26 protein-coding genes are annotated in these 22,760 nt (G+C 53.0%); 10 read left to right on the top strand and 16 right to left on the bottom strand.

All coding sequences use genetic code 11. The features are described from left to right. Window positions 1–157 precede the first annotated feature (157 nt). The 6 genes from lplA to KNP74_RS04715 form a co-directional block, all read right to left on the bottom strand. A complete protein-coding gene (gene lplA, locus KNP74_RS04740; protein WP_034776545.1) occupies window positions 158–1,147 on the bottom strand; it encodes a lipoate--protein ligase in 990 nt (329 codons plus the stop codon). A 68-nt stretch (window positions 1,148–1,215) separates the two neighbouring features. After that, a complete protein-coding gene (locus tag KNP74_RS04735; protein WP_240731253.1) occupies window positions 1,216–2,103 on the bottom strand; it encodes a Cof-type HAD-IIB family hydrolase in 888 nt (295 codons plus the stop codon). 89 nt (window positions 2,104–2,192) lie between these two features. Then, entirely contained in the window at window positions 2,193–3,578 is a 1,386-nt protein-coding gene (gene hemG / locus KNP74_RS04730) for a protoporphyrinogen oxidase (RefSeq protein ID WP_138859876.1), read from the bottom strand. Further along, the gene (hemH, locus tag KNP74_RS04725) at window positions 3,571–4,500 is read right to left on the bottom strand and encodes a ferrochelatase (RefSeq protein ID WP_214763645.1); all 930 of its coding nucleotides are present in this window, start codon (window positions 4,498–4,500) and stop codon (window positions 3,571–3,573) included. The genes hemG and hemH overlap by 8 nt, the downstream gene beginning before the upstream one ends. Further along, complete coding sequence (gene hemE / locus KNP74_RS04720) at window positions 4,497–5,546, bottom strand: uroporphyrinogen decarboxylase (RefSeq protein ID WP_214709926.1); 1,050 nt, start codon at window positions 5,544–5,546, stop codon at window positions 4,497–4,499. Before hemE ends, hemH begins: the two co-directional genes overlap by 4 nt. A gap of 116 nt (window positions 5,547–5,662) precedes the next feature. Next, the gene (locus tag KNP74_RS04715; RefSeq protein WP_214763643.1) at window positions 5,663–5,968 is read right to left on the bottom strand and encodes a MerR family transcriptional regulator; all 306 of its coding nucleotides are present in this window, start codon (window positions 5,966–5,968) and stop codon (window positions 5,663–5,665) included. 127 nt (window positions 5,969–6,095) lie between these two features. Here KNP74_RS04715 and KNP74_RS04710 point away from each other — a divergent pair, with 127 nt between their 5' ends. Further along, window positions 6,096–7,394 (top strand): ammonium transporter, encoded by a 1,299-nt coding sequence (locus KNP74_RS04710; RefSeq protein ID WP_214763642.1) that lies wholly within the window; start codon window positions 6,096–6,098, stop codon window positions 7,392–7,394. Between the two features lie 39 nt (window positions 7,395–7,433). Here the strand turns inward: KNP74_RS04710 and KNP74_RS04705 are convergent, their stop codons facing one another. Beyond that, window positions 7,434–8,564 carry an ABC transporter permease gene (locus KNP74_RS04705; protein ID WP_214763641.1) on the bottom strand — a complete coding sequence of 377 codons (1,131 nt, stop codon included), beginning with the start codon at window positions 8,562–8,564 and terminating at the stop codon, window positions 7,434–7,436. Further along, complete coding sequence (locus KNP74_RS04700; protein WP_214763640.1) at window positions 8,561–9,298, bottom strand: ABC transporter ATP-binding protein; 738 nt, start codon at window positions 9,296–9,298, stop codon at window positions 8,561–8,563. Before KNP74_RS04700 ends, KNP74_RS04705 begins: the two co-directional genes overlap by 4 nt. Before the next feature lie 167 nt (window positions 9,299–9,465). On the opposite strand from KNP74_RS04700, the gene KNP74_RS04695 reads away from it, so the two are divergent. After that, window positions 9,466–9,720, top strand: a complete 255-nt coding sequence (locus KNP74_RS04695) for a GlsB/YeaQ/YmgE family stress response membrane protein (protein WP_034776523.1) — start codon at window positions 9,466–9,468, stop codon at window positions 9,718–9,720. 46 nt (window positions 9,721–9,766) lie between these two features. On the opposite strand, the gene KNP74_RS04690 is transcribed toward KNP74_RS04695, so the two are convergent. After that, entirely contained in the window at window positions 9,767–10,816 is a 1,050-nt protein-coding gene (locus tag KNP74_RS04690) for a hypothetical protein (RefSeq protein WP_214763639.1), read from the bottom strand. A gap of 131 nt (window positions 10,817–10,947) precedes the next feature. Between KNP74_RS04690 and KNP74_RS04685 the strand changes: the two genes are divergently transcribed. Next, window positions 10,948–11,376, top strand: a complete 429-nt coding sequence (locus KNP74_RS04685) for an HIT family protein (RefSeq protein ID WP_214712566.1) — start codon at window positions 10,948–10,950, stop codon at window positions 11,374–11,376. A gap of 50 nt (window positions 11,377–11,426) precedes the next feature. Here KNP74_RS04685 and KNP74_RS04680 read toward each other — a convergent pair whose 3' ends face one another. Further along, window positions 11,427–11,756, bottom strand: coding sequence for a hypothetical protein (locus KNP74_RS04680; protein WP_251130100.1), 330 nt, complete (start codon window positions 11,754–11,756; stop codon window positions 11,427–11,429). Between the two features lie 174 nt (window positions 11,757–11,930). On the opposite strand from KNP74_RS04680, the gene KNP74_RS04675 reads away from it, so the two are divergent. Together KNP74_RS04675 and KNP74_RS04670 are read left to right on the top strand one after the other, a co-directional pair. After that, entirely contained in the window at window positions 11,931–12,287 is a 357-nt protein-coding gene (locus KNP74_RS04675) for a hypothetical protein (protein WP_235420126.1), read from the top strand. A 60-nt stretch (window positions 12,288–12,347) separates the two neighbouring features. Beyond that, window positions 12,348–12,911: an HTH-type transcriptional regulator Hpr gene (locus KNP74_RS04670; protein WP_021066715.1), complete on the top strand. Its 564-nt coding sequence runs from the start codon at window positions 12,348–12,350 to the stop codon at window positions 12,909–12,911. On the opposite strand, the gene KNP74_RS04665 is transcribed toward KNP74_RS04670, so the two are convergent. After that, complete coding sequence (locus KNP74_RS04665) at window positions 12,895–13,233, bottom strand: DUF1878 family protein (RefSeq protein ID WP_308162321.1); 339 nt, start codon at window positions 13,231–13,233, stop codon at window positions 12,895–12,897. The two genes, KNP74_RS04670 and KNP74_RS04665, sit on opposite strands and share 17 nt — an antisense overlap. A gap of 151 nt (window positions 13,234–13,384) precedes the next feature. Here KNP74_RS04665 and KNP74_RS04660 point away from each other — a divergent pair, with 151 nt between their 5' ends. Next, a complete protein-coding gene (locus KNP74_RS04660; RefSeq protein ID WP_214763636.1) occupies window positions 13,385–14,383 on the top strand; it encodes a peptidylprolyl isomerase in 999 nt (332 codons plus the stop codon). Window positions 14,384–14,420: 37 nt separating this feature from the next. Here KNP74_RS04660 and KNP74_RS04655 read toward each other — a convergent pair whose 3' ends face one another. Next, entirely contained in the window at window positions 14,421–15,293 is an 873-nt protein-coding gene (locus KNP74_RS04655) for an HD domain-containing protein (RefSeq protein ID WP_371816325.1), read from the bottom strand. A 172-nt stretch (window positions 15,294–15,465) separates the two neighbouring features. Here KNP74_RS04655 and KNP74_RS04650 point away from each other — a divergent pair, with 172 nt between their 5' ends. The 3 genes from KNP74_RS04650 (at window position 15,466) to KNP74_RS04640 (ending at window position 17,794) form a co-directional block, all read left to right on the top strand. Beyond that, complete coding sequence (locus tag KNP74_RS04650; protein WP_214763635.1) at window positions 15,466–16,383, top strand: magnesium transporter CorA family protein; 918 nt, start codon at window positions 15,466–15,468, stop codon at window positions 16,381–16,383. Between the two features lie 61 nt (window positions 16,384–16,444). Continuing rightward, complete coding sequence (gene dinB, locus KNP74_RS04645) at window positions 16,445–17,536, top strand: DNA polymerase IV (RefSeq protein ID WP_251126450.1); 1,092 nt, start codon at window positions 16,445–16,447, stop codon at window positions 17,534–17,536. 39 nt (window positions 17,537–17,575) lie between these two features. After that, entirely contained in the window at window positions 17,576–17,794 is a 219-nt protein-coding gene (locus KNP74_RS04640; protein ID WP_029595983.1) for a YhzD family protein, read from the top strand. Window positions 17,795–17,826: 32 nt separating this feature from the next. Here KNP74_RS04640 and KNP74_RS04635 read toward each other — a convergent pair whose 3' ends face one another. The 4 genes from KNP74_RS04635 to KNP74_RS04620 form a co-directional block, all read right to left on the bottom strand. Further along, a complete protein-coding gene (locus tag KNP74_RS04635; RefSeq protein ID WP_214763632.1) occupies window positions 17,827–18,321 on the bottom strand; it encodes a hypothetical protein in 495 nt (164 codons plus the stop codon). Between the two features lie 58 nt (window positions 18,322–18,379). Then, complete coding sequence (locus KNP74_RS04630) at window positions 18,380–20,152, bottom strand: SLC13 family permease (protein WP_251130099.1); 1,773 nt, start codon at window positions 20,150–20,152, stop codon at window positions 18,380–18,382. A gap of 129 nt (window positions 20,153–20,281) precedes the next feature. Next, window positions 20,282–20,653: a YlbF/YmcA family competence regulator gene (locus KNP74_RS04625; RefSeq protein WP_034776512.1), complete on the bottom strand. Its 372-nt coding sequence runs from the start codon at window positions 20,651–20,653 to the stop codon at window positions 20,282–20,284. Window positions 20,654–20,688: 35 nt separating this feature from the next. Next, the gene (locus KNP74_RS04620; RefSeq protein ID WP_138860334.1) at window positions 20,689–21,780 is read right to left on the bottom strand and encodes a DUF445 domain-containing protein; all 1,092 of its coding nucleotides are present in this window, start codon (window positions 21,778–21,780) and stop codon (window positions 20,689–20,691) included. Window positions 21,781–21,850: 70 nt separating this feature from the next. Here KNP74_RS04620 and KNP74_RS04615 point away from each other — a divergent pair, with 70 nt between their 5' ends. Further along, window positions 21,851–22,708, top strand: a complete 858-nt coding sequence (locus tag KNP74_RS04615) for a PucR family transcriptional regulator (protein ID WP_371816318.1) — start codon at window positions 21,851–21,853, stop codon at window positions 22,706–22,708. Window positions 22,709–22,760 lie beyond the last annotated feature (52 nt).

Raw genomic sequence — 22,760 nt, 5'->3', positions numbered from 1 at the left:
ATTGTTTCCTCCTATTGGTTGAACCCAATTTACGAAAGCGCTTGCATTGATTATGATACGCCTCGTCGAAACGACGCGCAACGGTCCACACAAGATGTCACGAAAACGCCAAAAAGAAGGGACCCTGTTCAGAGCCCCTTCTTCCCTCAAACCCGCTTCAGCTAATGAGATCGACGAGTTCTTCGAGCTCGACGTTGCCAAAGTAATGTTTGACGTCAAGCTGTGACAATTGTTCCCGAATCGCGCCGCGTTCGAATCGCGTCCCGACGAGTACTTGTTCGACATCATGGATATCACCGACGCCGAAGAAGTCGCCGTAGATTTTTGCTTCCGTGATCGTCCCTTTGTTGACGTTCAAGCGGACATCAATCGTGCCGATCGGGAAACGACGTTTCGACTCGACATCAAACTTCGGCGATTTCCCAAAGTTCCAATCCCAGTTCGCGTAGCGTTCTTTCGAGATGTCCTGAACGATCTCCCAGTCCTCATCGCGAAGCACGTAACGCTCGGGTTCTTGTCCGTCATAGATTGAGTGAAGGAGTGCCTCGACGAAGTGCTCCATCGCCATCTCTTCTTCTAAAAACTCGGTGATGTTGGCGACACGGCTCCGGACCGACTTGATTCCTTTCGAGCGCATCTTCTCTTCTGAGACGTTGAGCGAGTTGACGACTTCCTCGATGTTCGAGTTGAACATGAGCGTCCCGTGGCTGAACATGCGGCCGCGCGTCGTGAACTGGGCGTTACCGCTGATTTTGCGTTCGCCGACTTGGATATCGTTACGTCCCGTCAACTCCGCCTCGACGCCGAGCTGTTTCAAGGCATCCACGATCGGTTGCGTGAACTTCTTATAGTTATTGAACGAGTTGCCGTCATCTTTTGTGATGAAGCTGAAGTTCAAGTTCCCTTCGTCGTGATAGACGGCCCCGCCGCCCGAGAGGCGACGGACGACGTCGATCCCGTTCTCTTCGATATACTTCAAGTTGACTTCTTCTGACGTGTTTTGGTTCTTACCGATGATGATCGACGGGCCGTTAATATAGAACAAGAAATAGTCCTCATGCTCGACGTTCAAATGTTTGAGGATGTACTCCTCGACCGCCAAGTTGAGTTTTGGGTCCCGGATGTCCGGGTTGAAAATAAATTTCACAGTAAGTTCCTCCTAAGGATGTTCGTTAGTTGTATTATACGAGACGTCGGCCCGGCGCTACAACTCGTTTACTTCCATTCTCCTGTCATGACGCGTTTCAATGCGTTCGCGACACCATATTCGTCGTGACGCTCGGTGACGTGATGGCTGATGGCGATCAAGTCTTCGTGACTATTGCCCATCGCGATGGCTTTGCCGGCGACCTCAAACATCGGAATGTCGTTCAAGTTGTCGCCGATGACGACGACTTCTGACAAATCGACACCGAAATGCTCGGCCAGTTTTTTGATGCCGTGCCCTTTGTCGGCCCCGTTCGCCATGACCTCGATGTTATCGTTGCCTGAAGACGTGACGTAAACGCCTTCGACGCGCTCATCGATTTCCGTCCAAAGTGACGACATTTTCTCAAAGTGGCTCGAGAAAGCGATGAATTTATAGACGCGTCCGGCCTCATTCTTGATGAAGTCCTCGATGTCTTCGACGAGACGAACGTCCTCGTTAACGTAATATCGTTTGCGGAAAAACTCATACATCTCGAGCGACCGATCGTCCCCGTTCTGTTTCAAGTTCTCCATCGTCGCATCGATCAAGTCGAGTCGACTCGCGACGAGTCCCGCCTCTGAGTACATCTCATAGAAGACGTCCGAGTATTTATGGTCTTGATGCAACACCGATACGACCTCGAGCGCTTCTTCCATCGTCAAATCGATTTCATGTAGCACGTCGCCGGTTTCCGTCAACACTCGTCCGCCGTTTGAAGAGACAATCGGGCACGTGAGGCCGACCTCATCGAGGATTTCTTTCGCATTGAAGTAATTGCGTCCCGTCGCAATCGCAAAGCGAATCCCTTGCGCTTCTGCCGCACGGACGATTTCTGCCGTCTCGGGTGCGATTTTCGTGTGGTTGTGCAGGATCGTGCCGTCCATATCAGATACGAACAATTTATACGTTGTCATCAACATCCACTCCTCTTTTTCTGTTTCGCTTATAACTATAACAAAAAGAGAGGCCATCGGAATAATCCGACACCTCCCTTCATAAATCTTTAATCTTCTTCCGAGAGCGCCTTGATCTGTTCATGGACGCTCTTGATGCAGTCCGGCATGCCGATCCCGTCGTAGGCGATGCCCGCGAGCAGGATGCCCGGATAGACGCGGCCCATCTCGGCGCGTAGCGCGCGGACCCGGTCGGAATGGAAGACGGCGTATGGCGGCAGCCCGTCCCGGAGCCGGCTGACGACCGTCTCGAGCGGGGCTGCTTTAATCGTCATCAAGCCGCCAAGGTCCCGAAGTGCGGTCGTCACAATCTCGTCATCAGACGCATCGACGATGTCATCGGCGCCCGGTCGTCCGAGAAAGACGCGCAGGACGTGATACCCTTCCGGCACGGCGTGCGGCCATTTTTGGTCGATGAACGTGCACGCGGTGATCGTCACGTCCGCCTCTTGGCTCGTGACGAAACCTGTCCCGACGAACGGCAGCTCGATATCGTCTTGTTTAAACACGAGCGAGCACGTCGCCGTCGCGTGCGGCTTCATGTCCGCGAGAAAATCGCTGTCGACTTTCGGCAAGAACTGGCGGATGAGCCGGGGCGGGACCGTCAAGATGAGGTGATCGGACTCGATATCCCCACGGTTCGTCAATAGTCGATAGCCGCCCTCAATCTCCTCGACTTGTTCGACCGAACAGTTCAAGACGATTTCAGTGCGCTCTAGCCGTTCGGCTAGACGGTCGGTGAGCGACTTCAACCCTCGTTTGAGTGAAGCGAACTGTCCGACTTTCTTCGCCCCGACTTCAGCGACCCGCTGCTCGGGACGAAGGTGACGCATTCCCTCATACAAGTTGCCGTATTTCTTCTCGCCTTCGATAAATTGCGGGAACGTCGACAACGCACTCATCTGATCGATATCTCCCGCATAAATCCCGGAAAGAAGCGGCTCGATCAACCGGTCGACGATCGGGTCCCCGACGCGCTCGCGTAAATAAAGCCCGAGCGAGACGTCCGTCTTCGGCGCTTCGACGTCCGGGGGCGACAACAGCATCTTCCGAAGCGTGGCGTGTTCTTCCTCGGACAAGAGTGTCGTATCCTTGAACGCATCGACGTCGAGCGGAATGCCCATGACCGTCTGCTTCGGAATCGGATGTAATCCGTCATGATGGAGCACGTACGCTTGGCCGACGCCGTTCCGGACGATCTCATCGCCGAGCCCGACCTCATGAATCAAGTCGGTCATCGCCGTTTTCCGGAACACATACGAATCCGGCCCTCGTTCGACCGCAAATTCCCCGGTCTCGAACGTATCGATTTTTCCACCTAAACGGCCGCTCGCTTCGACGAGCTTGATGGTGACGTCTTCCGGCAAATAACGCTCGGCATAAAAAGCGGCGGTGAGACCTGTGATCCCACCACCGACAATCGTTACATTACGCATGATGTACAATCACGCTTTCCATTCGATCGGCGATGGCTTCAATGAAGCTACGCTCCGCGTTTGGCATGTTTGGACGTGCATAGTGGACGCCTAGGCGGTCACAAACGACTTTACATTCCACGTCGTTATCGAAGAGCACCTCGAGATGATCCGCGACGAATCCGACCGGCGTATAGACGAACGCCTCATAACCATGCTTTTCATAAAGTTCAGCCGTCAAATCTTGGACGTCCGGTCCGATCCACGGGTCAGGCGTGTTGCCCTCTGACTGCCAACCGACCTCATAGTTCGGTACGCCCGCCGCTTGGGCGATTTTATCCGCCGTCTCTTTCAATTGATCCGGATACGGGTCGCCGCCTGCCAAAATCTTCTCTGGGAGACTGTGTGCCGAGACGATCAAGCATGCCTTCTCGGCCGGCACCGGCAAGTTCGCAAACGTCGCCTTGATTGCTTCCGCCCACCATTTGATGAATTTCGGCTCATCGTACCACGATTCGACCGAACGGATCTCGATGCCGTATTTCGCGGCTTCTTCATGCGCCCGCCCGTTGTACGACTTGACGCTGTATGACGAGTAGTGCGGAGCCAATACGACCGACACCGCTTCTTTGATGCCGTCGTTTGCCATTTGCGCGACCGCATCTTCTACGAACGGTTCGATGTGCTTGAGCCCGATGTAGAGCTTGAAGTCGATCTCACCGGCGTGACGCTCGTTCAAGATGTCACGGAGCGTCTCCGCTTGGTCGATGGTAATCTTCGCGAGCGGTGACACGCCACCGATGGCCTCATAGCGCTCCGTCAAGTCTTGGAGTGCTTCCGGTGATGGTTTACGGCCATAGCGGATGTGTGTGTAGTAACGCTCGATATCTTCAGGTTTGTATGGTGTCCCATAAGCCATTACGAGTAATCCGACGGTTTTCATAATGATTTGCCTCCCATTTTTTCACGTGAGTAGTCATGGATAAATGCTGTCAATTTGACGAGCACGGACGGATCGACTTCCGGGAACACCCCATGTCCCAAGTTGAAGACGTATCCAGGTTGCTTCATCCCCTCGTCGAGGATTTCTTTCACTTTCGCTTCGATGACCGGCCACGGGGCCAGCAAGAATGACGGGTCAAGGTTGCCTTGGACCGCTTTCGTGATGCCGCGGTCGCGCGCCTCTTGAATCGATAGGCGCCAGTCGAGTCCGACGACGTCGAGCGGCTGGTCTTGCCACTCTTCGACGAGATGGCTCGCTCCGACACCGTGCATGATGAGCGGGATGTCGAGCTTGCGCAACTCGGTGAAGATCCGTTCAGTCGTCGGTTTGATATAACGGACATAATCCTTACGGCTGAGCGTCCCGACCCATGAGTCGAACAATTGGAACGCCTGGATCCCGGCTTCTGCCTGCGCCGTCGCATATGTGATGACCATGTCGCCCAGTTTCTCCATGAGCGCGTTCCACACGTCCGGCTCGGCGTACATGAGTGCTTTCGTTCGGTGGTAGCTCTTCGAAGGACCACCTTCAATCATGTAGCTCGCAAGCGTGAACGGTGCGCCTGAGAATCCGATGAGCGGAACTTCCAAACGTTCCCGAAGCAAACGGATCGTCTCGAACACGTACGAGATGTCGTCCGTGTTGAGCGGTTTTAAGCGTTCCACGTCTTCCATCGTCCGGTACGGGTTATCAATGACCGGACCGATGCCGCTCTTGATTTCTACATCCACGCCCATCGACGGGAGTGGCGTCATAATATCTTTATACAGAATGGCCGCGTCGACTCCTAGTTGTTTTACCGGGAGCTCTGTCACGTAGGCACACAATTCGGCATCATGCGTGATTTCGAATAATGTCCTCGTTTTTTTGATCTCACGATATTCTGGTTGGTAGCGTCCGGCTTGGCGCATGTACCAGACGGGCACATAGTCTGTCGCCTCTCCTTTAAACGCCTTCAAAATAGTATCGTTCATACGTCGCGTCATTCCCCTCTATAATTCTCCTACACTCTTCTTCTATAGGTATGTGAACTCAAAAACATTATACAGAAATTAATTAGAATAATGCTAATGTGAAGCATTTTCATTGTGTTTTCTTTGTGTCATTTCTTTGGCGGATACGTGCGGAAGGCTGAATTGAGCTGACCTCGAATCAAATCGTCACGCTGTTTCGACGACAGACGCTTCTCGCGCTCTTTGATGTCTTGAATTCGCCAGCCATCCTCAAGTTTCGACGCTACATCGACCAATCGCTCGACGTCATGGAAGGAATATTTACGTGACCCACCTTTTGTCCGATCCGGAAAGACGAGCCCTTTCGCTTCATAATAACGGACTTGTCGCTCCGAAAGTCCTGTCAGCTCAGTGATGACGCCCATCCCGATTACTTTCTTCGACTTATAGTCCATCGCTCGTCCTCCTCCTTCATAAAAAACTATGTCAGATAATCTGACAAATTGCAATCCAAGTCGAATTTTTCGTCTTACACTGAAAACAACTTTTGAATCATCAATCGCAAAAAGGAGGAATCGCAACATGGAAGACATCTTATATTATATGGACACGCTGTTCGTACTCATTGCTGCACTGCTCGTCTTAACGATGCAACTTGGTTTTGCCTTGCTCGAGACGGGGACGCTCCGGGCTAAAAACGCCGGGCACGTCGCAGTCAAACAAATCATCAGCCTCTCTGTGGCGGCACTCGCCTTTTGGGCCGTCGGCTTCGGCCTCTCCTTCGGGGACGGAACCCGCTGGTTCGGGACGGAAGGATTCTTCATGAACGGATCGTTCACAAGCCTTGATTGGGCCAACGTCTCGATTGACATCAAATTCTTGTTCCAGTTGTCGTTCGTCGCTGTCGCACTCGCCATCGCCTGGGGCGGTTTCGCAGAGCGGGCCAAACTTTCCGCGTACGTCTTGTTCGGTATCTTCTTCGTCGCCATCCTGTATCCGATCGTCGCCCGCTCTGTATGGGCTGGTGGACTTCTCGGAACGATGGGCATGCAAGACTTCGCCGGTTCAGCTGTCGTCCACCTTCAAGGCGGGATGGCTGCACTCATGGCCACGATCATCTTGAAACCACGTCGTAAAACGGAATCACTCGCCGGTCATAACCACGTCTTGACGGTCGTCGGCGGACTCGTGCTCTGGCTCTGCTGGTTCGGATTCAATGCGGGGTCGACGATGTCGGTCGCGGACGGATTCTTCGGTTACGTCGCTCTTACGACGATGCTCGCCACGGCTGCCGGTGCCCTCGGCGCCCTCGCCATCGTCATGATGCATAAGAAGACAGCGGACATTCCGACGATCGTCAACGGTGTGCTCGGGGCACTCGTCGCGATCACTGCTGCCTGTGCCTTCGTCGAACCATGGGCCGCCGTCGTCATCGGTGCCGTCGCTTCGATCGCCACATACGGCACGAGCATCCTCATGGCAAAATATGTCGATGACCCGCTCTGTGCTTTCTCGGTACACGGGGTCGCCGGAATCATCGGGACGCTCGCGCTCGGATTCTTCGCCTCGCCTCGTTTGGTCGAAATCACGGGCATCGGTTCGGCCGGCCTCTTCTACGGCGGCGGCTTGGGTCAACTCGGTGTTCAATCACTCGGCGTCTTGATCGCAATGGTCATCGCTGGTGGCGGTAGCTACGCCTTCTTGAAATTGCTCGACGTCACGATCGGTCTTCGCGTCACGGAAGAACAAGAAGATATCGGTCTCGATATCGCTGAACACGGTGTATCGGCATATGGCGAAGTCGAGCCAGAAGCAGAGACACCAGCACGCCTCCCGAAAATTCTCGGGTCGAGTGTATCGGTCATGTCACCGAAGAAATAACGACAACAGTCAGGGACATCCAAAGCGGGTGTCCCTGTTTCATGTCAGTCGGCTCAAATAGTACCGGACGACCATATAAGCGAGCGCGAGACCGACGAGCGCGTCCCACGTCGCCCCGAACATGAGCGAAGCCGCGCCGAGGGCGAGCATTTGCGCGAACAACATCCGTGTCGCCCACCATTTATAGGCGACGAGCCGCTCGGCACGTGTGATCGGCAACCACGACGCCATCGACACCGTGTCGAGTCGTTTAAACAACGGGACGAGTTGCAAGGCAGTCAACCCGACGAAAAGCGGGACGACCAACCCAACGTACCACCCGCCCGAGAGCCACATGACGACGAGCGCGACGGCGGAAAGACGTAACACGAGATCGAGCGAATCGTTCGAGCGCATGACCCGGAGGCCATAGACGTACCGTGCCGCATCGGCCCGTTTCAAGACCGAGCGCTCGAGCAGGCTGACGATGAGCGATCGTTCCCGCACATCTTCCCGCATCGCCGGGACATCGACGAACCAACTGACGACCCGGTTGAACTGGGATTTGCTCTTCTCTTCAAGCAAGAGCCAATCGAACAGCGGGATGCGTCGATTTCGTCGCACGTGGAGCAAGATGAATGGGACGAGTGCCGGCACCGGTGTCAACATCGGCACACCAAACAGGATGAGAAAGCCGCTCGCGAGCGCGCTCGGCAAGACGACATATTTGACCCCCTCCAACTTGGCGAGCCGTCCCGCCACCGAGATCAGGACACTCGTCGCGATGATGGCCCCGACTTCTACCGAGGTGAGCGCTTGCGTCCGGACGAGCAACGGCAACACGACGAGCATGATGAGGACGGCACGGACGGCAGCGAAGACGACGTTGAATAGTCGAACGCCATTCATGAACGTTTGCATCTCACCGAGTCGCGGCAATAAGAAGACTTGGTCCGCTTCTTGAATCAATGTGCGGGGGCGATGCCCGAGCGGCAGAAGCAACCAGAGGAGCGCCACAATCCATTCACTCGGGAATGCCGGGTCCAAGTCCGTCAAGAACTGGTTGTAAACGAACGCTCCGTAAATGAGCGTGAAATAAAGTGTGAACAACAAACCGCCGTTCGCCACGTACCGGCTGTATTTCACGACGTCCTCCACCCAGACGCCAAATCGTTGTTTGAACACGTTCATTGCTTCCGCTCCTCGGCCTCAATCGCCTCGACATAAATGTCATCGAGCGTGGCGTCCGGACGAAGACCATATGTCTCGCGCAACTGCGCCGCCGTACCGGTCGCGATGACCGACCCCTGGTGCAAGAAAACGAAGCGGTCGCAGTGACGTTCCGCCGTCTCCAAGATGTGGGTCGACATCAAGATGGCGCAATCTTCCTTATACTCATCAAACAATCTCAATAGTTGACGAATCGCGAGTGGATCGAGTCCGACGAACGGCTCATCGACGATGAGGAGCGGCGTCTTTGTCACGAGTGCACAGAGGATCATCGCTTTTTGCCGCATTCCTTTTGAAAAAACGGACGGAAACCAGTCCAATTGCTTCTCCATCCGCATATCTCGGGACAATCTTTCGGTCCGGATTTTCAGGTCGGCCTCGTCGATGTCATACGCTTTCCCGATTAGCGTCAAATGTTCACGCAACGTCAATGTGTCGTATAAAATAGGGGTCTCGGGTATATAACTTATTTTTTTACGATAGTTATTTTCCGAAGAAGCGAGTGTCTCACTATCGACTTCGACCGATCCCGAAATCGGATCAAGCAATCCTAAAATATGTTTGATCGTCGTCGATTTCCCGGCGCCGTTTAGCCCTATGAGCCCGACGAGCTCACCTTTTTTCACTTCAAACGAAACATCGTGTAACACTTGTTTACCTATATAACCGCCGTTCAACCGGTCGACGTGCAACATGAAAACTCCACCCCTCATTTTCAACTTTTTTTCGTGATATATGTTTTAAAAGCTGTCACATGGGAATAATCTGAACTGTAAGGCATTTTAAAACTTATTCATTACTTCCATTGTTCCATAAAATTGTTAGGAAGAACAATGGACAAAACAGAAAGGAGAATGTTTTTATGGGTTGGATTATCACTTTAATCGTCGGGGGTATTATCGGTTGGTTAGCAGGTCTTATTTTAGGTAAGGATGTACCAGGTGGCGTCATCGGGAACATCATTGCCGGTATCATCGGTGCTTGGCTCGGTGGCCTCATCTTCGGAGACTTCGGTCCTGCAGTTGGCGGCATCGCGATTATCCCAGCACTTCTCGGTGCGATTATCTTGATCTTGATCGTATCGTTCGTTATGAAGTCAATGAACAAAAAGCGCTAATCCAGTGCTAGAAAAACGGGACCCTCGCCGAGGGTCCCGTTTTTTGTCATGTGAGGATGAGATAGAGGGCCTCATCCCGCTCGATGAATCGTTTCTCGCTCTCCAAGCGCAAAAACGTGAAAATCGACTCGAGCAGCGTCCGGTCGTAGCGCCATTCGACACCGAGGTCCGTTTCGACTCGCTCGTTCGGTTCACCTAAAAGCGCAATGAGGTCATCCGGCCGCTTCTGTAAATCGATGTCGATGCGTTCGACGCGCCCGTCAACAAACCGTAACTCCATCCCCTCATAGAGCCAAACGTCCCCTCGCTCCATCGGTTCACCAATCTCGTCGAGGACGGTTTGTTCACGTTTGTTCATCAGCCCTTCGATCGTCTCAATCGAGTGACCTGTCTGAGCTTCGACTTCGATTTCAATCAACTCGGCCCGATCAAGATCGAACTGCCCGGCGACGGTCTCAGCTTGTTCCGGCAACAAGGCAAACGCCAAGTCATCGTCTTCTGTCAGCGTCACGACCTCAGTCTCGGTCACCGTCGACCCATCGATGACGGCGACGGCTTTCACGTCATAACGACCCGGCATACGCTCGAGTGCCACCTCACCGCCCCCTTCATCAATTCGACCGACTTGTGCACCGTCCACCCACACGTTCGTCAACGGTACGTCCGATGTCACAACGAGCGTCTTCGGCAACAATTCAATCCGATAGTCCGAGAAACCAAATCGTCCTGCCCCCGTATCGACGAGCCGGAACAACCCATCCGTCTCCATACCTTGCTCCCGGTCGGCGCGGTCCTGCGCTACTTCCGAGATGCCCTCGCCCCGAATCGTCTTCTCTTCATTCAACCAGCCCATGAAGCGGAGCGCCTCGGCTCGCGTCAGCGGTTCTGATTCATACTCGACGTTCTCCTCGAAGAAGCTGACATCCTCGTTCAACAGCGCCTCTTTGAACCGGACATGAATCTTGTCATTGGCGGCTGCCGGTTGATATCCCCAGCGATAGACGGCCCCGGCGATCAGCCCGAGCACGATTGTCGCAAGGAGGACATAATAGATTCGCCTCCGCCGTACCGTTTTTTTCGATCGTACATACGCCATCCGTTTACTTCCTCTCTTGATTGCTGTTGTTTCTAGTCTAAGACGATTCATCCTCCCGGACAATCATTCTTCCGCCTGAATTTCCATGTTATGATGAAGTGGAATAGTCATTTACGAATGGAGGAACCCACATGCACACTGAAGCCAACTGTATTTTTTGTAAAATCGTCCAAAACGAGATTCCTTCTTATAAGGTATACGAGGACGACGCCGTCGTCGCGTTCCTCGATATCTCGCAGGTCACGAAAGGCCACACGCTCGTCATCCCAAAACATCACGCCCGAAACATTTATGAACTGCCAGCCGATGTCGCCCGGGACGTCTTCCAAGCCGTGCCTGCTATCGCAAACGCCATCCAGCGCGAGACGGGCGCGATCGGCATGAACATCCTATCGAACGCCGAAGCAATCGCCGGACAAACGGTTTACCATTTCCATATGCATCTGTTGCCACGCTATGGCGAGACAGATGGATTTGACGCAAAATGGGAGACGCACCAAGACGATTACTCCACTGAAGACATGCAAGCCATCGCTGCCGGCATCAAAGCGAAGCTATGAAAAAATGGACCGCCGCTCCTGGAGCGACCGGTCCATTGTCTTATGTGCCCTTATGACGAATTGATCGAATCGAGATGACGTTTCCGCTCTTCCTCAATTTGGGCCCGTTCGACTTGTAATTTAATCGCTTGCTCGTACAACTGTTGCCGCGATTTGACAGATTCCGCTTGTTCGAATTCTTTTCTTAACAAATTTAGACGGGCGTCTATTTCAACGAGTCGCTTTTCAAGCAAAGTTTGTTTACGCGTCTGTTCATTCTGTTCCGACGCTTCATATCCCGCCTCGAGTGCTTCCATTATTGTCTGTGCCCAAGTGTCATCTCCCAGTCGCTTGGCCGCGTTATACAGGTCTAGCATGTCATCAACCCAACGCTTTTGCATGTTCACTGGAGGTCACCTTCCTTTACCCATAGTTTAAAATAAAATGATTTTTCGGTCAAAATTGAATGTTCTGAAAAATTTTATTTAAGATATAGGTTTTTAATCACTCTTTTTTGGTAAAATAATATGAAAAGAATGTATTGTAGCATCAGTGTGCTTGAGGAGGGGAATGTATTGTCGAGTCACAATCGTCGAGAGTGGGTTGCATTTGGCTTCGTCGTAGCGTTTTTAGGGGTTGCGACCGTGAAGAAAATCGCCCGTGGAACGGCAAATGACGCCGCGGCCAATCAACACCGGGCGTCCACAATCACTACGTTGAAAGAACAATTCCAAAAAGTTGCCAAGGACGCGTCGCAAGTAGCCGCGGCCGGTAAATTGCAAGGGAAAGAATTGACGGATCAAGTGAAAGCCGAAGTCGAACGTTATCAACAAGACATTCAGCCTTCAATCGAGCGGATCCAAGGAAACCTAGACGAGCTTTCGAACGTACAGTCAGACATGACCGAAGCGAAAGCGGAAAAGACCAACTGACCGGTCTGTTGTCATCGCCCGTCGTTTTAGTCACATTGTATCCGGAAAGGATGGATCGACATGGAACATGAAAAAGAATTCACTGGCCCTGAGGCCATGCTCTATAGTCATAAAATCATTCAACTTAGTAAGGCATTGTGGAAGACGGTCGAGAAAGACTGGCAGAATTGGATCAAGCCGTTCGATTTGAACATTAACGAACACCATATTTTATGGATCGCTCACGCCCTCGGCGGCGCCTCGATCTCAGAGATCGCCAAATATGGGGTCATGCACGTATCGACGGCGTTCAACTTCTCGAAGAAACTCGAAGACCGCGGTTTGCTCACGTTCTCGAAAAAGGAGACGGACAAACGAAACACGTACGTCCAATTGACGCCTGAAGGTGAAGCGCTCTTGCTCGAGACGATTCATGCGTTCGATCCGGAAGAGAACGGCGTCTTCCGCGCTTCGCTCCCGCTCCAAGAATTGTACGGGAAATTCCCGGACTTGACGGACATCACCGCGATCGTTCGCCGCTTGTATGGCGACAACTTCATGGACATCTTCGCTGAAACGTCGAAGATGATCACAGAAGAAGCCGGACGTCGCCCTGAGGACGACGAGATCAGTAAAGAAGCTTGACCTGCCGATACAGCGGTTCCGTGACGTCTAGCGCCATCCCTTGGCGCACGCACGCCGCGAGAATCGTCTCGGCCTCTAAATGAGGATGAAGCATGCCGACGAAATGAACGAGCAAAGGCTCTATGGACGACAGACCGTAGCGCGCTTGCTCGTTTTGTCGTTCTCGAATATCATCAAGCAGTGCGAAAAACGCGACGACTTCTTGCCGTGTCAGATTCGCCTTGAGCACCTCATGTTCAAAGGGCCGCTCCGACCAATCGACCGCCCCGAGCAACAGTTCCATTTGAAACGATAATTGATTGATTTTCTCTTCTAACGACACGTTCTCCACCCCATCATTTCACATTCTCTTTCATCATTATACGACACGTTTCTGTGCTATGATACTACACAGGCAAGAGAACAGCTGTTATCATTAACAAAATGTGGTATAGTCGGATTTAGAAACTTATAGATTTTTAGGGGTGGAATATATGTCAAACGGAATGACGAACGAACCGAACAAACAAAACAAGAAGTTTTCAACAGGCGCCCTCGTCGGCGCATCAGCGATTGCACTTCTCATCGGTGTCGGCGGCACATATGCGGCGACAAACGGCGGGTCTTCGGACAACTCAACAGTTGTTTCCTTTGAAGGCGGCGAAGTGACACGCGGCGAGATCGCGGACATGAGCTACGACCGTATGGTCCCACAACTAGCTTTCCAAGAAACGATGAACGAGTTGCTTGAAAAAGAATACGGCGACAAAGTCGAACAAGACAAAGTTGACGAAGAGTTCAGCAAGACTGAAGAGCAGTTCAACTCGAAAGAAGAGTTCGAGCAAGCGATTCAACAAGCTGGCATGACTGACACGGACGAGTTCAAAGAAGCGCTCCGCGGACAAATGCTCGTCGATGCAGCGAAGTCAGAACTCGTCGAAGTGACGGACGAAGACATCGAGGCACAATTCGCGAAAGAGAACGTCGAAGTCAAAGCGAGCCACATCCTCGTTGAGACAGAAGAAGAAGCCCAAGCGATCATCAAAGAATTGAACGATGGCGCTGACTTCGCAGATGTCGCGAAAGAGAAATCGACAGACACAGGTTCTGGTGAAAAAGGTGGCGACCTCGGTTACTTCTCAGCCGGCGCCATGGTCCCAGAGTTTGAAGAATACGCGTTCCAAGAAGACGTGGTCGGCAAAGTCTCTGAGCCGGTCCAATCACAATTCGGTTTCCACGTCATCAAAGTCATGGATCGTAAAGAAAAAGATCTTAAACTCGAAGACGAGAAAGATCGCATCCGTGAAGAATTGGCAACTGAAAAAGCAGCCTCTGTCGACGCGAACAAGATCTACGCCGAGTTGATCGAGAAATATAACGTCGACGTGAAAGATGCGAAAGCTTCAACACAGTTCGACGCTGTGAAAGACGCCATCAAAGCGTCAGAAGAAGGTACAGAAGAAGCACCGGCCGAAGAATCGACCGAGCAATAAGCAAAAGACGTCCCGCGGGACGTCTTTTTTTATGCCTTCATAGCTTCGGTTTATAAAACGCACGGTTATCGAGTGGCATGACCCGCTCAGTGAACGCTCCGGGTTCAATCCCCTCGAACGCCTTCTCGAACATGTTCATCCGGGCATCGATGTTGTCGATGAAGAACAACATCTCGGCTTCCGGGAGCTGTGGCGCGTTCGCCGATCCCCACTCCGGTTTCCCGTGATGACTGAGGACGAGATGTTGGAGCAACGTCACGACTTCGCGGTCGGTTCCGAGTTCTCGGGCCACGACCTCGATTTCAGACGCCATGAGCGACAAGTGGCCGAGCAGTTTACCTTCAAGCGTATACTCCGGCGTGATCGCATCCGACAACTCGATCACTTTCGCCAAGTCGTGGAGCACGACACCTGAGACGAGCAAATCACGATTCAATTGCGGGTACAGGTCACACATCGTTTCAGCGAGTTTCAGCATCGACAAGACATGGAACGCCAGGCCCGAATAGACCGCATGGTGGTGTCGCACCGCGGCCGGATACGTGAAGTAAGCCTCTTCGTTCCGGTCGACGAGCGCAGTCACGAGCTCACGCATGCCCGCGTGTCCGATTGCATCGATATAGCCGCGGATTCCCGTCTCGAGTTCCGACTTCGGTACAGGTGCCGAACGGACGTAAGGCGCGATGTCCGTCTCCCCTTCGATGATGGAGATTTGTTTGAGCTTCAGTTGGGTCCGCCCGCGGTAATCCATCACTTCTCCGGAAGCGTGGACGATTTTTTTCGTCGCATATTTATCCGTGTCGGCGCTATCCCATACTTTCGTCTCAATCTCTCCACTCTCATCGCAAAGAATGAGCGTCAAATATGGTTTGCCATTTCCGGCGAGTCCTCGATAGGATTGTTTGATCATGACATATTGGTTTAACGTGTCGCCCACTTTGAGCTGACCGATTTTAGTAGTCGTCAAAAAAAGCACCTCTCTTCTTGTCAGTACCTTCATCTTAACGAAAGTTCACGTGAGATGCCAACTTTCTTAGGAAAGCGGGAATACTTGAGGGAGAAGGAAATTGGGGGAATGGAAGATGAGTTGGAAATGGTATACACGACCCGAAGAAATCGTACAGGTCGACAATCATTATGAAGAAGCGTACACGTATTGGCTCGAGCAGTTGACGACGGCGAAAGTCACAAAAATCATTGTCGAGCAAGACTATATGTATGGCTCGCTCACGCTCGACTATGAACAGCTCGAGCGCGAACCGCAAAAGATCGGGCACTACTTCGTGACCCGGGATTTCTTATGGACGATCGGGTTTGATGACATCTATTGCCAGTCAGTGGCGGCCAAGCAATACGATACACCAATCGAGGCGTTCTATGATTTGCTCGCTGAAAAGATGGACTATTACTTTCATGGCATCGATGAATATGAAGAACGGTTGATGGTCGCCCAGCGCGAGATGAGCGGGCAAGTGCCGCCCCAGTTCATGAATGAGATTTTCGGGCTCCGCAGCGAGATCGAACGATGGTCCGATACCGTCGTCCCGTACCGCGAACTGCTCATGGCCGGGCGCGAGGCGTTTCTCGACATGGACCTAAACGAATTGAGAGCGTATCGTCTCGCCAAATATCGAGTCAATCGGCTCCTGACGTTGATTGAACATTACCAGGAAGACATCATCGCGATGACCGATTTGGCCGCGACGTTGTCAAACTTCCGTGGCAACGAGATCATGAAGGCGCTCACCGTTTTCACGGCCTTGACGACGCCCGTCGTCGCGTTCGGTGCGGTCTGGGGCATGAACTTCAAACAAATGCCCGAGCTCGAGTGGCCGCTCGGCTATTTGTTCGCCTGGCTTATGATCATCGGCTTCACGGTTTTGATTTATTTCTGGTTGAAGCAAAAAAATTGGATTGGGTCACTCCTGCAATTCCCGAATCAAATCCGTAGCCAAGAAAAGTTGGATAAACAGCGCAGCAAACGAAATAAGCAAAACTAGCAAAAAACGAACAAAAGTTCGGTATACTGAAAGGAGCAGATGATACAGAAAGGTGATGTTCATGGAACGATTGATCATCCATGTTGATATGGACGCGTTTTACGCCTCGGTCGAACAACGCGACCGCCCTGACTTGCGCGATAAACCGGTCATCGTCGGTGGCGCCCCTCACAGCCGTGGGGTGGTCGCCACTTGTTCTTATGAGGCGAGAAAATACGGCGTGCACAGCGCCATGTCGTCACGGCGGGCGTTCGCACTCTGTCCGCAGGCGACGTTCGTCAAACCGCGGTTTCACGTCTATCGGCACGTCAGCCAACAAGTGATGGCCATTTTCAAATCGATCACGCCGCTCGTCGAACCGCTCTCGCTCGACGAGGCGTACTTGGACGTGACGGAGAATACGCTCATGAGCACGTCCGGCCCTTATATCGCGCGTTACATCCTTGGGGAAATCAAACGCCGGACCGGACTGACCGCTTCGGCCGGGGTCGCCCCGTCGAAGTTTGTCGCCAAAATCGCCTCAGGATTCAACAAACCGAACGGACTGACGGTCGTCGAGGCGGATGACGTCGAGGCGTTCCTCGCCCCGCTCCCGATCACGACGATGCACGGGGTCGGCAAAGTGACCGCGCAGACGTTGTTCAAGCACGACTACCATACGATCGCCGATTTGCAGGGCACCCGCCCCGAGCAGTTGAAGGCCATCTTCGGCCACGACCGGGGAAATCAGTTATATGAGCTCGCCCACGGTCGGGATAGCCGCCCCGTCGTCCCGACCCGGGAACGAAAATCGATCGGCTCCGAGACGACGTTCGCGTTCGACCTCGACGACCCGGAAGAAGTGTACGAACGCGTCATCCCGGAAATCGAAGACGTGCTCCATCAGCTCGACCGCCGTGAGCTCAGCTGTCAGACGGTGACAATCAAAATCAAGACGAGCGAGTTCCAGGCCCGGAGCCATCAAATCAAATTGAACCATCCGACGCACGACCATGACGAGATTAAACGGCTCGCCCGCCGTCTGTTCGACGAGATGGCGATCACCGAACCGGTCCGCTTGATCGGGATGACGGTCTCAGAGTTGATTCCGCGTACCGAAACGGCCCGTCAGCTCACGTTCGAGGAGCTGACGAAACCTTCGCTTGAAGAATGAATAGTCATTCAGTACAATGGAAGCAAAGGGGGCGAACGGATGGAACAGTATACGATCACAGCGTTCGAGAACGACGGCACGGTCGTCTTGAACGATTCATTTACCGCGGCAAGCGATGACGAGGCGAAAGCGAAAGGGCTCGCGATGCTCGAGGAAGCCGGGCACCTCCATAAAGGGGCCCGCATCGCACGTCGCGGTCAACTCATCTACTTCGAGCGCTGTAAACTGCCAGGAAAACTGAAAGGCACGGCCTCATAATAGAAGCGCCTCGGGAATCCCGAGGCGCTTGTTCATTCGCTATATTTGGCTTCCCACTCGCTGCGCCACTCCATGTAATCGGGATGCAGCTCTTCCGCCGTCTTCCCATCGAGTGAATAGCTCGCTCCGGTAAGCGGCTCGGCCGAATCCGGATATGACGTCCCGCCGATGATCTCGCCGTCCACCATCATGACCGAGACGTTCGTCTGGCCGAGTTCTGCGACTTCATCGAGCGGATGGTTGCGGACGATGAAGTTCTCATGTCGAATGTCACGTCCAATATAGTCATCCGGCGGCGTCATCTGGACTTGCCACGTACTTTGCGTTGGCAACTCAAGCAGGTCTGCCTTTTCAAAGCTCAACGTTCTATTCCCTTTATAAGAGACGACGTCATAGCCTTGCTCCTCTAAGTACGCCTTGGCCACTTTGGCGTCCGCCCCGAGCGTCGGTGCCGGCTGTTCGCTCTCATTCGAGCAGGCCGCCAGCAAGAACACAGCCAAAATCATCCCAACTCGTTTCCACATCATCTCTCACCTCACCGTTTAGCATTTTTTTACACATTCGGCAGAGCAAACAACATTTCCTTCAAAACGGGAAGATGAACAAAATCGTGAAGATGGCGATGACCGCCGTCACGACCTGAAGCGGCAAGCCGACTTTGACAAAATCGAAGAAGCGATAGCCGCCGATGCCGAACACCATCGCGTTCGTCGGTGACCCGAATGGTGTCATGAACGCGAGCGAGGCCGCGATGGCGACGGCGACGACGAGCGGGACGGGACTGACTTGGAGTGCCGAGGCGAGCGACAGTGCGAGCGGAGCGAATAAGACGGCCGTCGCCGTGTTCGAGATGATTTGACTCAGCACCATCGTCGCGACGAAGAGCGCAACGAGCACCCAGACCGGACCAGCCTGCCCGAACGACTCACTGATCCATGTGACGAGCCACGTCATGATCCCAGCATTGTCGAGCGCTTGGCCGACCGGGATCATCGCTGCGATCAAAAGAAGCGAGGACCATTGAATCGATTGATACGCGACGTCCATTTGGCGGACGGCTCCGGTGAGCACCATGGCGAGCGCCGCGAGCCATACCGCTACCGTCGGGTCGACCCACTCGAACACGAGGAGCGTGACCATTCCGAGCATGATCAATCCCGCTGCTAGTTGATGACGTTCGGATACGGCCCGATTAGCCACGTCGGTCACGTGCTCATTGGCAAGCAAGAGGTGCGTCTCGTTTCCGACCCGCTCTAAGTCGGCCCACTCCCCTTGGGCGACAAGCATGTCGCCTCGTTCGAGCGGCACATCTTTCAATCGGGTGATGGCGATCTCCTCGTTCGGGCGTACGACTTGAAGCACGTTCAATCGATACTCATTGCGCAACCGGCTTTCGGACAAACAGCGGCCGACGAGCGGGCTGTCGGTCGGAATCGTGAAAACGGCGACGCCCGACTCTTTGCCGTAGACATCTTTGACGTTAACCGGCTTGACGACCAATCCTTCTTGTCGGGCGATGCGGTGGACATCCGTCTCATCACCACTGACGAGGACACGCCCTTCCGTAAGCACCGTGTCGGCTCGGGCCGTGATAAACCGATGAACCACTCCTTTTCGGTGTTCGCCGACGACGACCAGGCCGTCTCGTGACCACTTGACGTCACTAAGCGTCTGACCGACGAGGCGATGTTCTTTCGTGATGGACAGCGCGTAGACGGCTACTTGCGGTATCATCAACGGATGAGCCGCCGACGAACGGACATCCCCCGCCCCGAGCAGACGGTTCCCAACGACATAGAAATATAACAGTCCGACCACAGCCACGACGAGACCGATCGGCAAGAGCGCAAAAAATCCAAGCGTTCCCCCCGCCCCTCGAAGCGTCTCCGCGGCGACTAGGTTCGGCGGCGTTCCGATAAGTGTCATCGTCCCACCGATGCTTGAGAAAAAGGCGAGCGGCATGAGCAATTTCGCCGGGCTCGTCCCCATCTGCCTTGACATGGCGAGCACGACCGGAATCAACAAAGCGACCGTTCCCGTGTTCGACATCAGGCTCGACAGAAACGTCACGGTGACCATGAGGACGAGAAAGAGACGTACTTCACTCCCTTTCGCGTACGGGATGAGAGCGGCCCCTAACCGTTCGGCGAGTCCGGTGTGAAACAACCCGGCACCGACAATGAACAGTCCGGCGATCATGAGCACGACCGAATTCGAAAAACCGGCCATCGCTTCGACCGGTGTCAGTTGATTTGTCAAAACGAGCAAGAGGAGACCAATCAGCGCGACCAAGTCGGCCCGAAGCCAACCTCCGATAAAACCGATGATCATGACGGCTAAAATCACCAAGGTGACCATGACGTCCACCCTTTCTTGTGAAATGACCTACAAATAGAATATACCACGCTTTATGTAAGCGCTATCATGAATTGGGTGACAATCTAGGCAACAAAAAAGCGGATGGCTCGATTGCCATCCGCTTCACTGTTATTGAACTTCGTTATCATTCACCATCGGAGCGTAGAGCTCTTCAAGTGGCTTCATGATGATTTTCGTCACTTCTGTGACCAGTTGATGCATGCGTTGCTCTTCTTGCATGAGCTCCATGATCAATTCGTTTTGTTGAACGCCCATCATTTTTGTCTGCGCATCCATCATCTCTTGTTCAGAGATTTCTTCGCCTTGCATTTGCTTCTGTTGAAGCGTCATTTGGATATCACGGAAGTCAGCGAATAACTGGTTCGCTTCTGCATCCGCATTGACACGGTCGTATAGTGAAGAGAGATTTGTGAACTCCTCAGAATCGCGAAGTGCTTTTTCCAATTGGTAAGCATGATCGTACAAGTTTGATTGTGACATGTGACGTCCTCCTAAAAACTATTAGGGCGTGCCGATCAAACGATGGCAATCAACCCTTGAATCAATCCAATCATACCACCTAATAAGGCGCCAAGCCATGTTATTGCCCGGAACTCTCGTTTTGAGATCGAAAGGACGATCTCTTCGAGGTACGAGGTATCGAGCGAGCTCACTTGCTCTTGAACGATTTGATCGATTTTCAGGCGATCCATGACCGTCTCCATTTGATCCGTGAAACGCGTGATGACGAGCCTCACGCCGTTCGGCACGAGTTCTTCGATGACACGGTCTTCGACGTCCCGCGTATAGGAGTGGACGGTCCGATCGAGCAGTTCCCCAACCGGGAGACGCGAGACGACTTCCGTCGTCACACCGTCAATCAACCGTTCCTCTAATCGGTCGTCGAGCAGTGTATCGACCGAGCGTTCACTGAACCGCTCGAATTCGCGCGTGATCATCGTCGCCATGCCAGACCGAGTCGAGCCACCTCGCAAGATATTGATAATCTCCGGACGAATCATTTCGACGAAATTCAAGTTTTGAACGAACCCGGCGATGAAACCAAGCCGACGTTGGACGAACGAGTCGACCATGTGCCGAAGTTGCGCCTCGCCTTCAGCCGAATAAAAGTATTCTTCTGACTTGACGAGCAGGGCGTCCACGATTTCGGGGATGATGCCGCGGACACGGTCCATCCCGTCTTCACCGAGAAGCTCATATAGTTGACGCGACTTCACATCCGCAAGGACAAGTCGGAGCTCTTGACGGAGCTTCGTATCCGCTTTTCCCAACACACGTGTCTCCGCATCGGGATAGAGCGGTTCGATGAGCGAACGAATCGTCTTGTCTGAACGAAGCATCGTCCGAACCTCACCTTGCACGAAGTGGGTAATATGACTACCGACTTGTTCATCGAGCAGGCGCTTACGCATCCCTTCAGGCGTCAACAAGTGCTTGACGACCGTCTTCCCGAGGCTAGTTGCCAATTCGTCGCGACGTTTCGGGATCAACCCTGGGGTGAACGGAACTCTCATCTTCCCGATGTATTTAGGATGATGGGGCCGAAACAACATTTTGATAGCGAGAAAGTTCGTGACTCCCCCGATTGTCGCCCCGATGGCGATCATGATGAATATTTTTAGTAGACTGTCCAAACTGCCTGCCTCCGTTCTGAAATATGATACATTGTTTGAAGAGGTGATTGTATTGACTACGTATGATCGTATTAAATCGATTTTCCCGACCGTTGTCCATCGGTCGGAAGATGCATCCGGAGACTACATCTGGTACCAAGCACACGATGGGACCGTGTTTGGACTACCCAAAATGGAATTGAGCGAGCGTGAACGACAGCTCCTTGAATGGTCGGCGACACCGTTTGTGACGACGCGTGATCCGCGTCAAGAGAAATGGCAAGACCGCTTGCTCACAGATTCGTATCGGATTACCCAGCCATTTCGGTTGTTGTCGCTGTCGCTCCATTATCAAGAGCCGGAATCGCTCGAGCAATTTTTAGAGATATTGCACGATTTCATGCCTGAAGCGGAAATCGTCGTCATGACGCGACATCACGTGGAAATCATCGAGATGAATCAACTCGTCGATTTGTCCGAGTTCGAGGACGTGTTACGGGCCGTGGCGAGCGATTGCTACGTTGAGGCCCATGTCATCTATAGCGAGCGACCGCTCGGTGTGTTAGGGACACTGTACCAACAACATCAAACGCTGCGCCCGTTCGCGAGACTCTCTACTAAAGCTTACCCTGCTAGTCAACTATTATACCATTACTTGCTAGAAGACCATGAGACTTTTGCCGAACGTCTCCAATTGATCGAGGCCGTATATACGACGCTCGACAAGACGAACATCGAGCTGTTAGAGGCATTATTCGCCCACTCTTTAAACGTATCCCATACGGCTAAAGCACTGTTCATGCATCGAAATACGCTCAATTATCGGCTCGATCGGCTGTACGAACTGACTGGATACGATGCCCGCCAATTCTATGATGCGAGTTTGCTTCAACTCATTGTCACGTTGCACAAATCTGAGTAAGCGTTTTTGTGCAACGTGTACATATACAATGCAAGCGGTTTCACCGTATAAT

The sequence above is a fragment of the Exiguobacterium sp. s141 genome, assembly GCF_018618085.1.
GTDB lineage: Bacteria > Bacillota > Bacilli > Exiguobacteriales > Exiguobacteriaceae > Exiguobacterium > Exiguobacterium mexicanum_A.
This window is presented reverse-complemented; position numbering and strand designations above follow the sequence as displayed.

Bases quoted from the DNA above. Each gene is read 5' to 3' on its own strand.
- KNP74_RS04660 (WP_214763636.1), top strand. From the start codon at position 13,385: ATGTCAAACGGAATGACGAACGAACCGAACAAACAAAACAAGAAGTTT.
- KNP74_RS04655 (WP_371816325.1), bottom strand. From the start codon at position 15,293: ATGATCAAACAATCCTATCGAGGACTCGCCGGAAATGGCAAACCATAT.
- KNP74_RS04680 (WP_251130100.1), bottom strand. From the start codon at position 11,756: ATGCAAAAGCGTTGGGTTGATGACATGCTAGACCTGTATAACGCGGCC.
- KNP74_RS04625 (WP_034776512.1), bottom strand. From the start codon at position 20,653: ATGTCACAATCAAACTTGTACGATCATGCTTACCAATTGGAAAAAGCA.
- KNP74_RS04710 (WP_214763642.1), top strand. From the start codon at position 6,096: ATGGAAGACATCTTATATTATATGGACACGCTGTTCGTACTCATTGCT.
- KNP74_RS04715 (WP_214763643.1), bottom strand. From the start codon at position 5,968: ATGGACTATAAGTCGAAGAAAGTAATCGGGATGGGCGTCATCACTGAG.
- hemH (WP_214763645.1), bottom strand. From the start codon at position 4,500: ATGAAAACCGTCGGATTACTCGTAATGGCTTATGGGACACCATACAAA.
- KNP74_RS04635 (WP_214763632.1), bottom strand. From the start codon at position 18,321: ATGATGTGGAAACGAGTTGGGATGATTTTGGCTGTGTTCTTGCTGGCG.
- KNP74_RS04650 (WP_214763635.1), top strand. From the start codon at position 15,466: ATGAGTTGGAAATGGTATACACGACCCGAAGAAATCGTACAGGTCGAC.
- KNP74_RS04735 (WP_240731253.1), bottom strand. From the start codon at position 2,103: ATGACAACGTATAAATTGTTCGTATCTGATATGGACGGCACGATCCTG.
- KNP74_RS04705 (WP_214763641.1), bottom strand. From the start codon at position 8,564: ATGAACGTGTTCAAACAACGATTTGGCGTCTGGGTGGAGGACGTCGTG.
- KNP74_RS04630 (WP_251130099.1), bottom strand. From the start codon at position 20,152: ATGGTCACCTTGGTGATTTTAGCCGTCATGATCATCGGTTTTATCGGA.
- KNP74_RS04640 (WP_029595983.1), top strand. From the start codon at position 17,576: ATGGAACAGTATACGATCACAGCGTTCGAGAACGACGGCACGGTCGTC.
- KNP74_RS04700 (WP_214763640.1), bottom strand. From the start codon at position 9,298: ATGTTGCACGTCGACCGGTTGAACGGCGGTTATATAGGTAAACAAGTG.
- KNP74_RS04670 (WP_021066715.1), top strand. From the start codon at position 12,348: ATGGAACATGAAAAAGAATTCACTGGCCCTGAGGCCATGCTCTATAGT.
- hemG (WP_138859876.1), bottom strand. From the start codon at position 3,578: ATGCGTAATGTAACGATTGTCGGTGGTGGGATCACAGGTCTCACCGCC.
- KNP74_RS04695 (WP_034776523.1), top strand. From the start codon at position 9,466: ATGGGTTGGATTATCACTTTAATCGTCGGGGGTATTATCGGTTGGTTA.
- KNP74_RS04685 (WP_214712566.1), top strand. From the start codon at position 10,948: ATGCACACTGAAGCCAACTGTATTTTTTGTAAAATCGTCCAAAACGAG.
- dinB (WP_251126450.1), top strand. From the start codon at position 16,445: ATGGAACGATTGATCATCCATGTTGATATGGACGCGTTTTACGCCTCG.
- KNP74_RS04690 (WP_214763639.1), bottom strand. From the start codon at position 10,816: ATGGCGTATGTACGATCGAAAAAAACGGTACGGCGGAGGCGAATCTAT.
- hemE (WP_214709926.1), bottom strand. From the start codon at position 5,546: ATGACGCGACGTATGAACGATACTATTTTGAAGGCGTTTAAAGGAGAG.
- KNP74_RS04620 (WP_138860334.1), bottom strand. From the start codon at position 21,780: ATGATCGCCATCGGGGCGACAATCGGGGGAGTCACGAACTTTCTCGCT.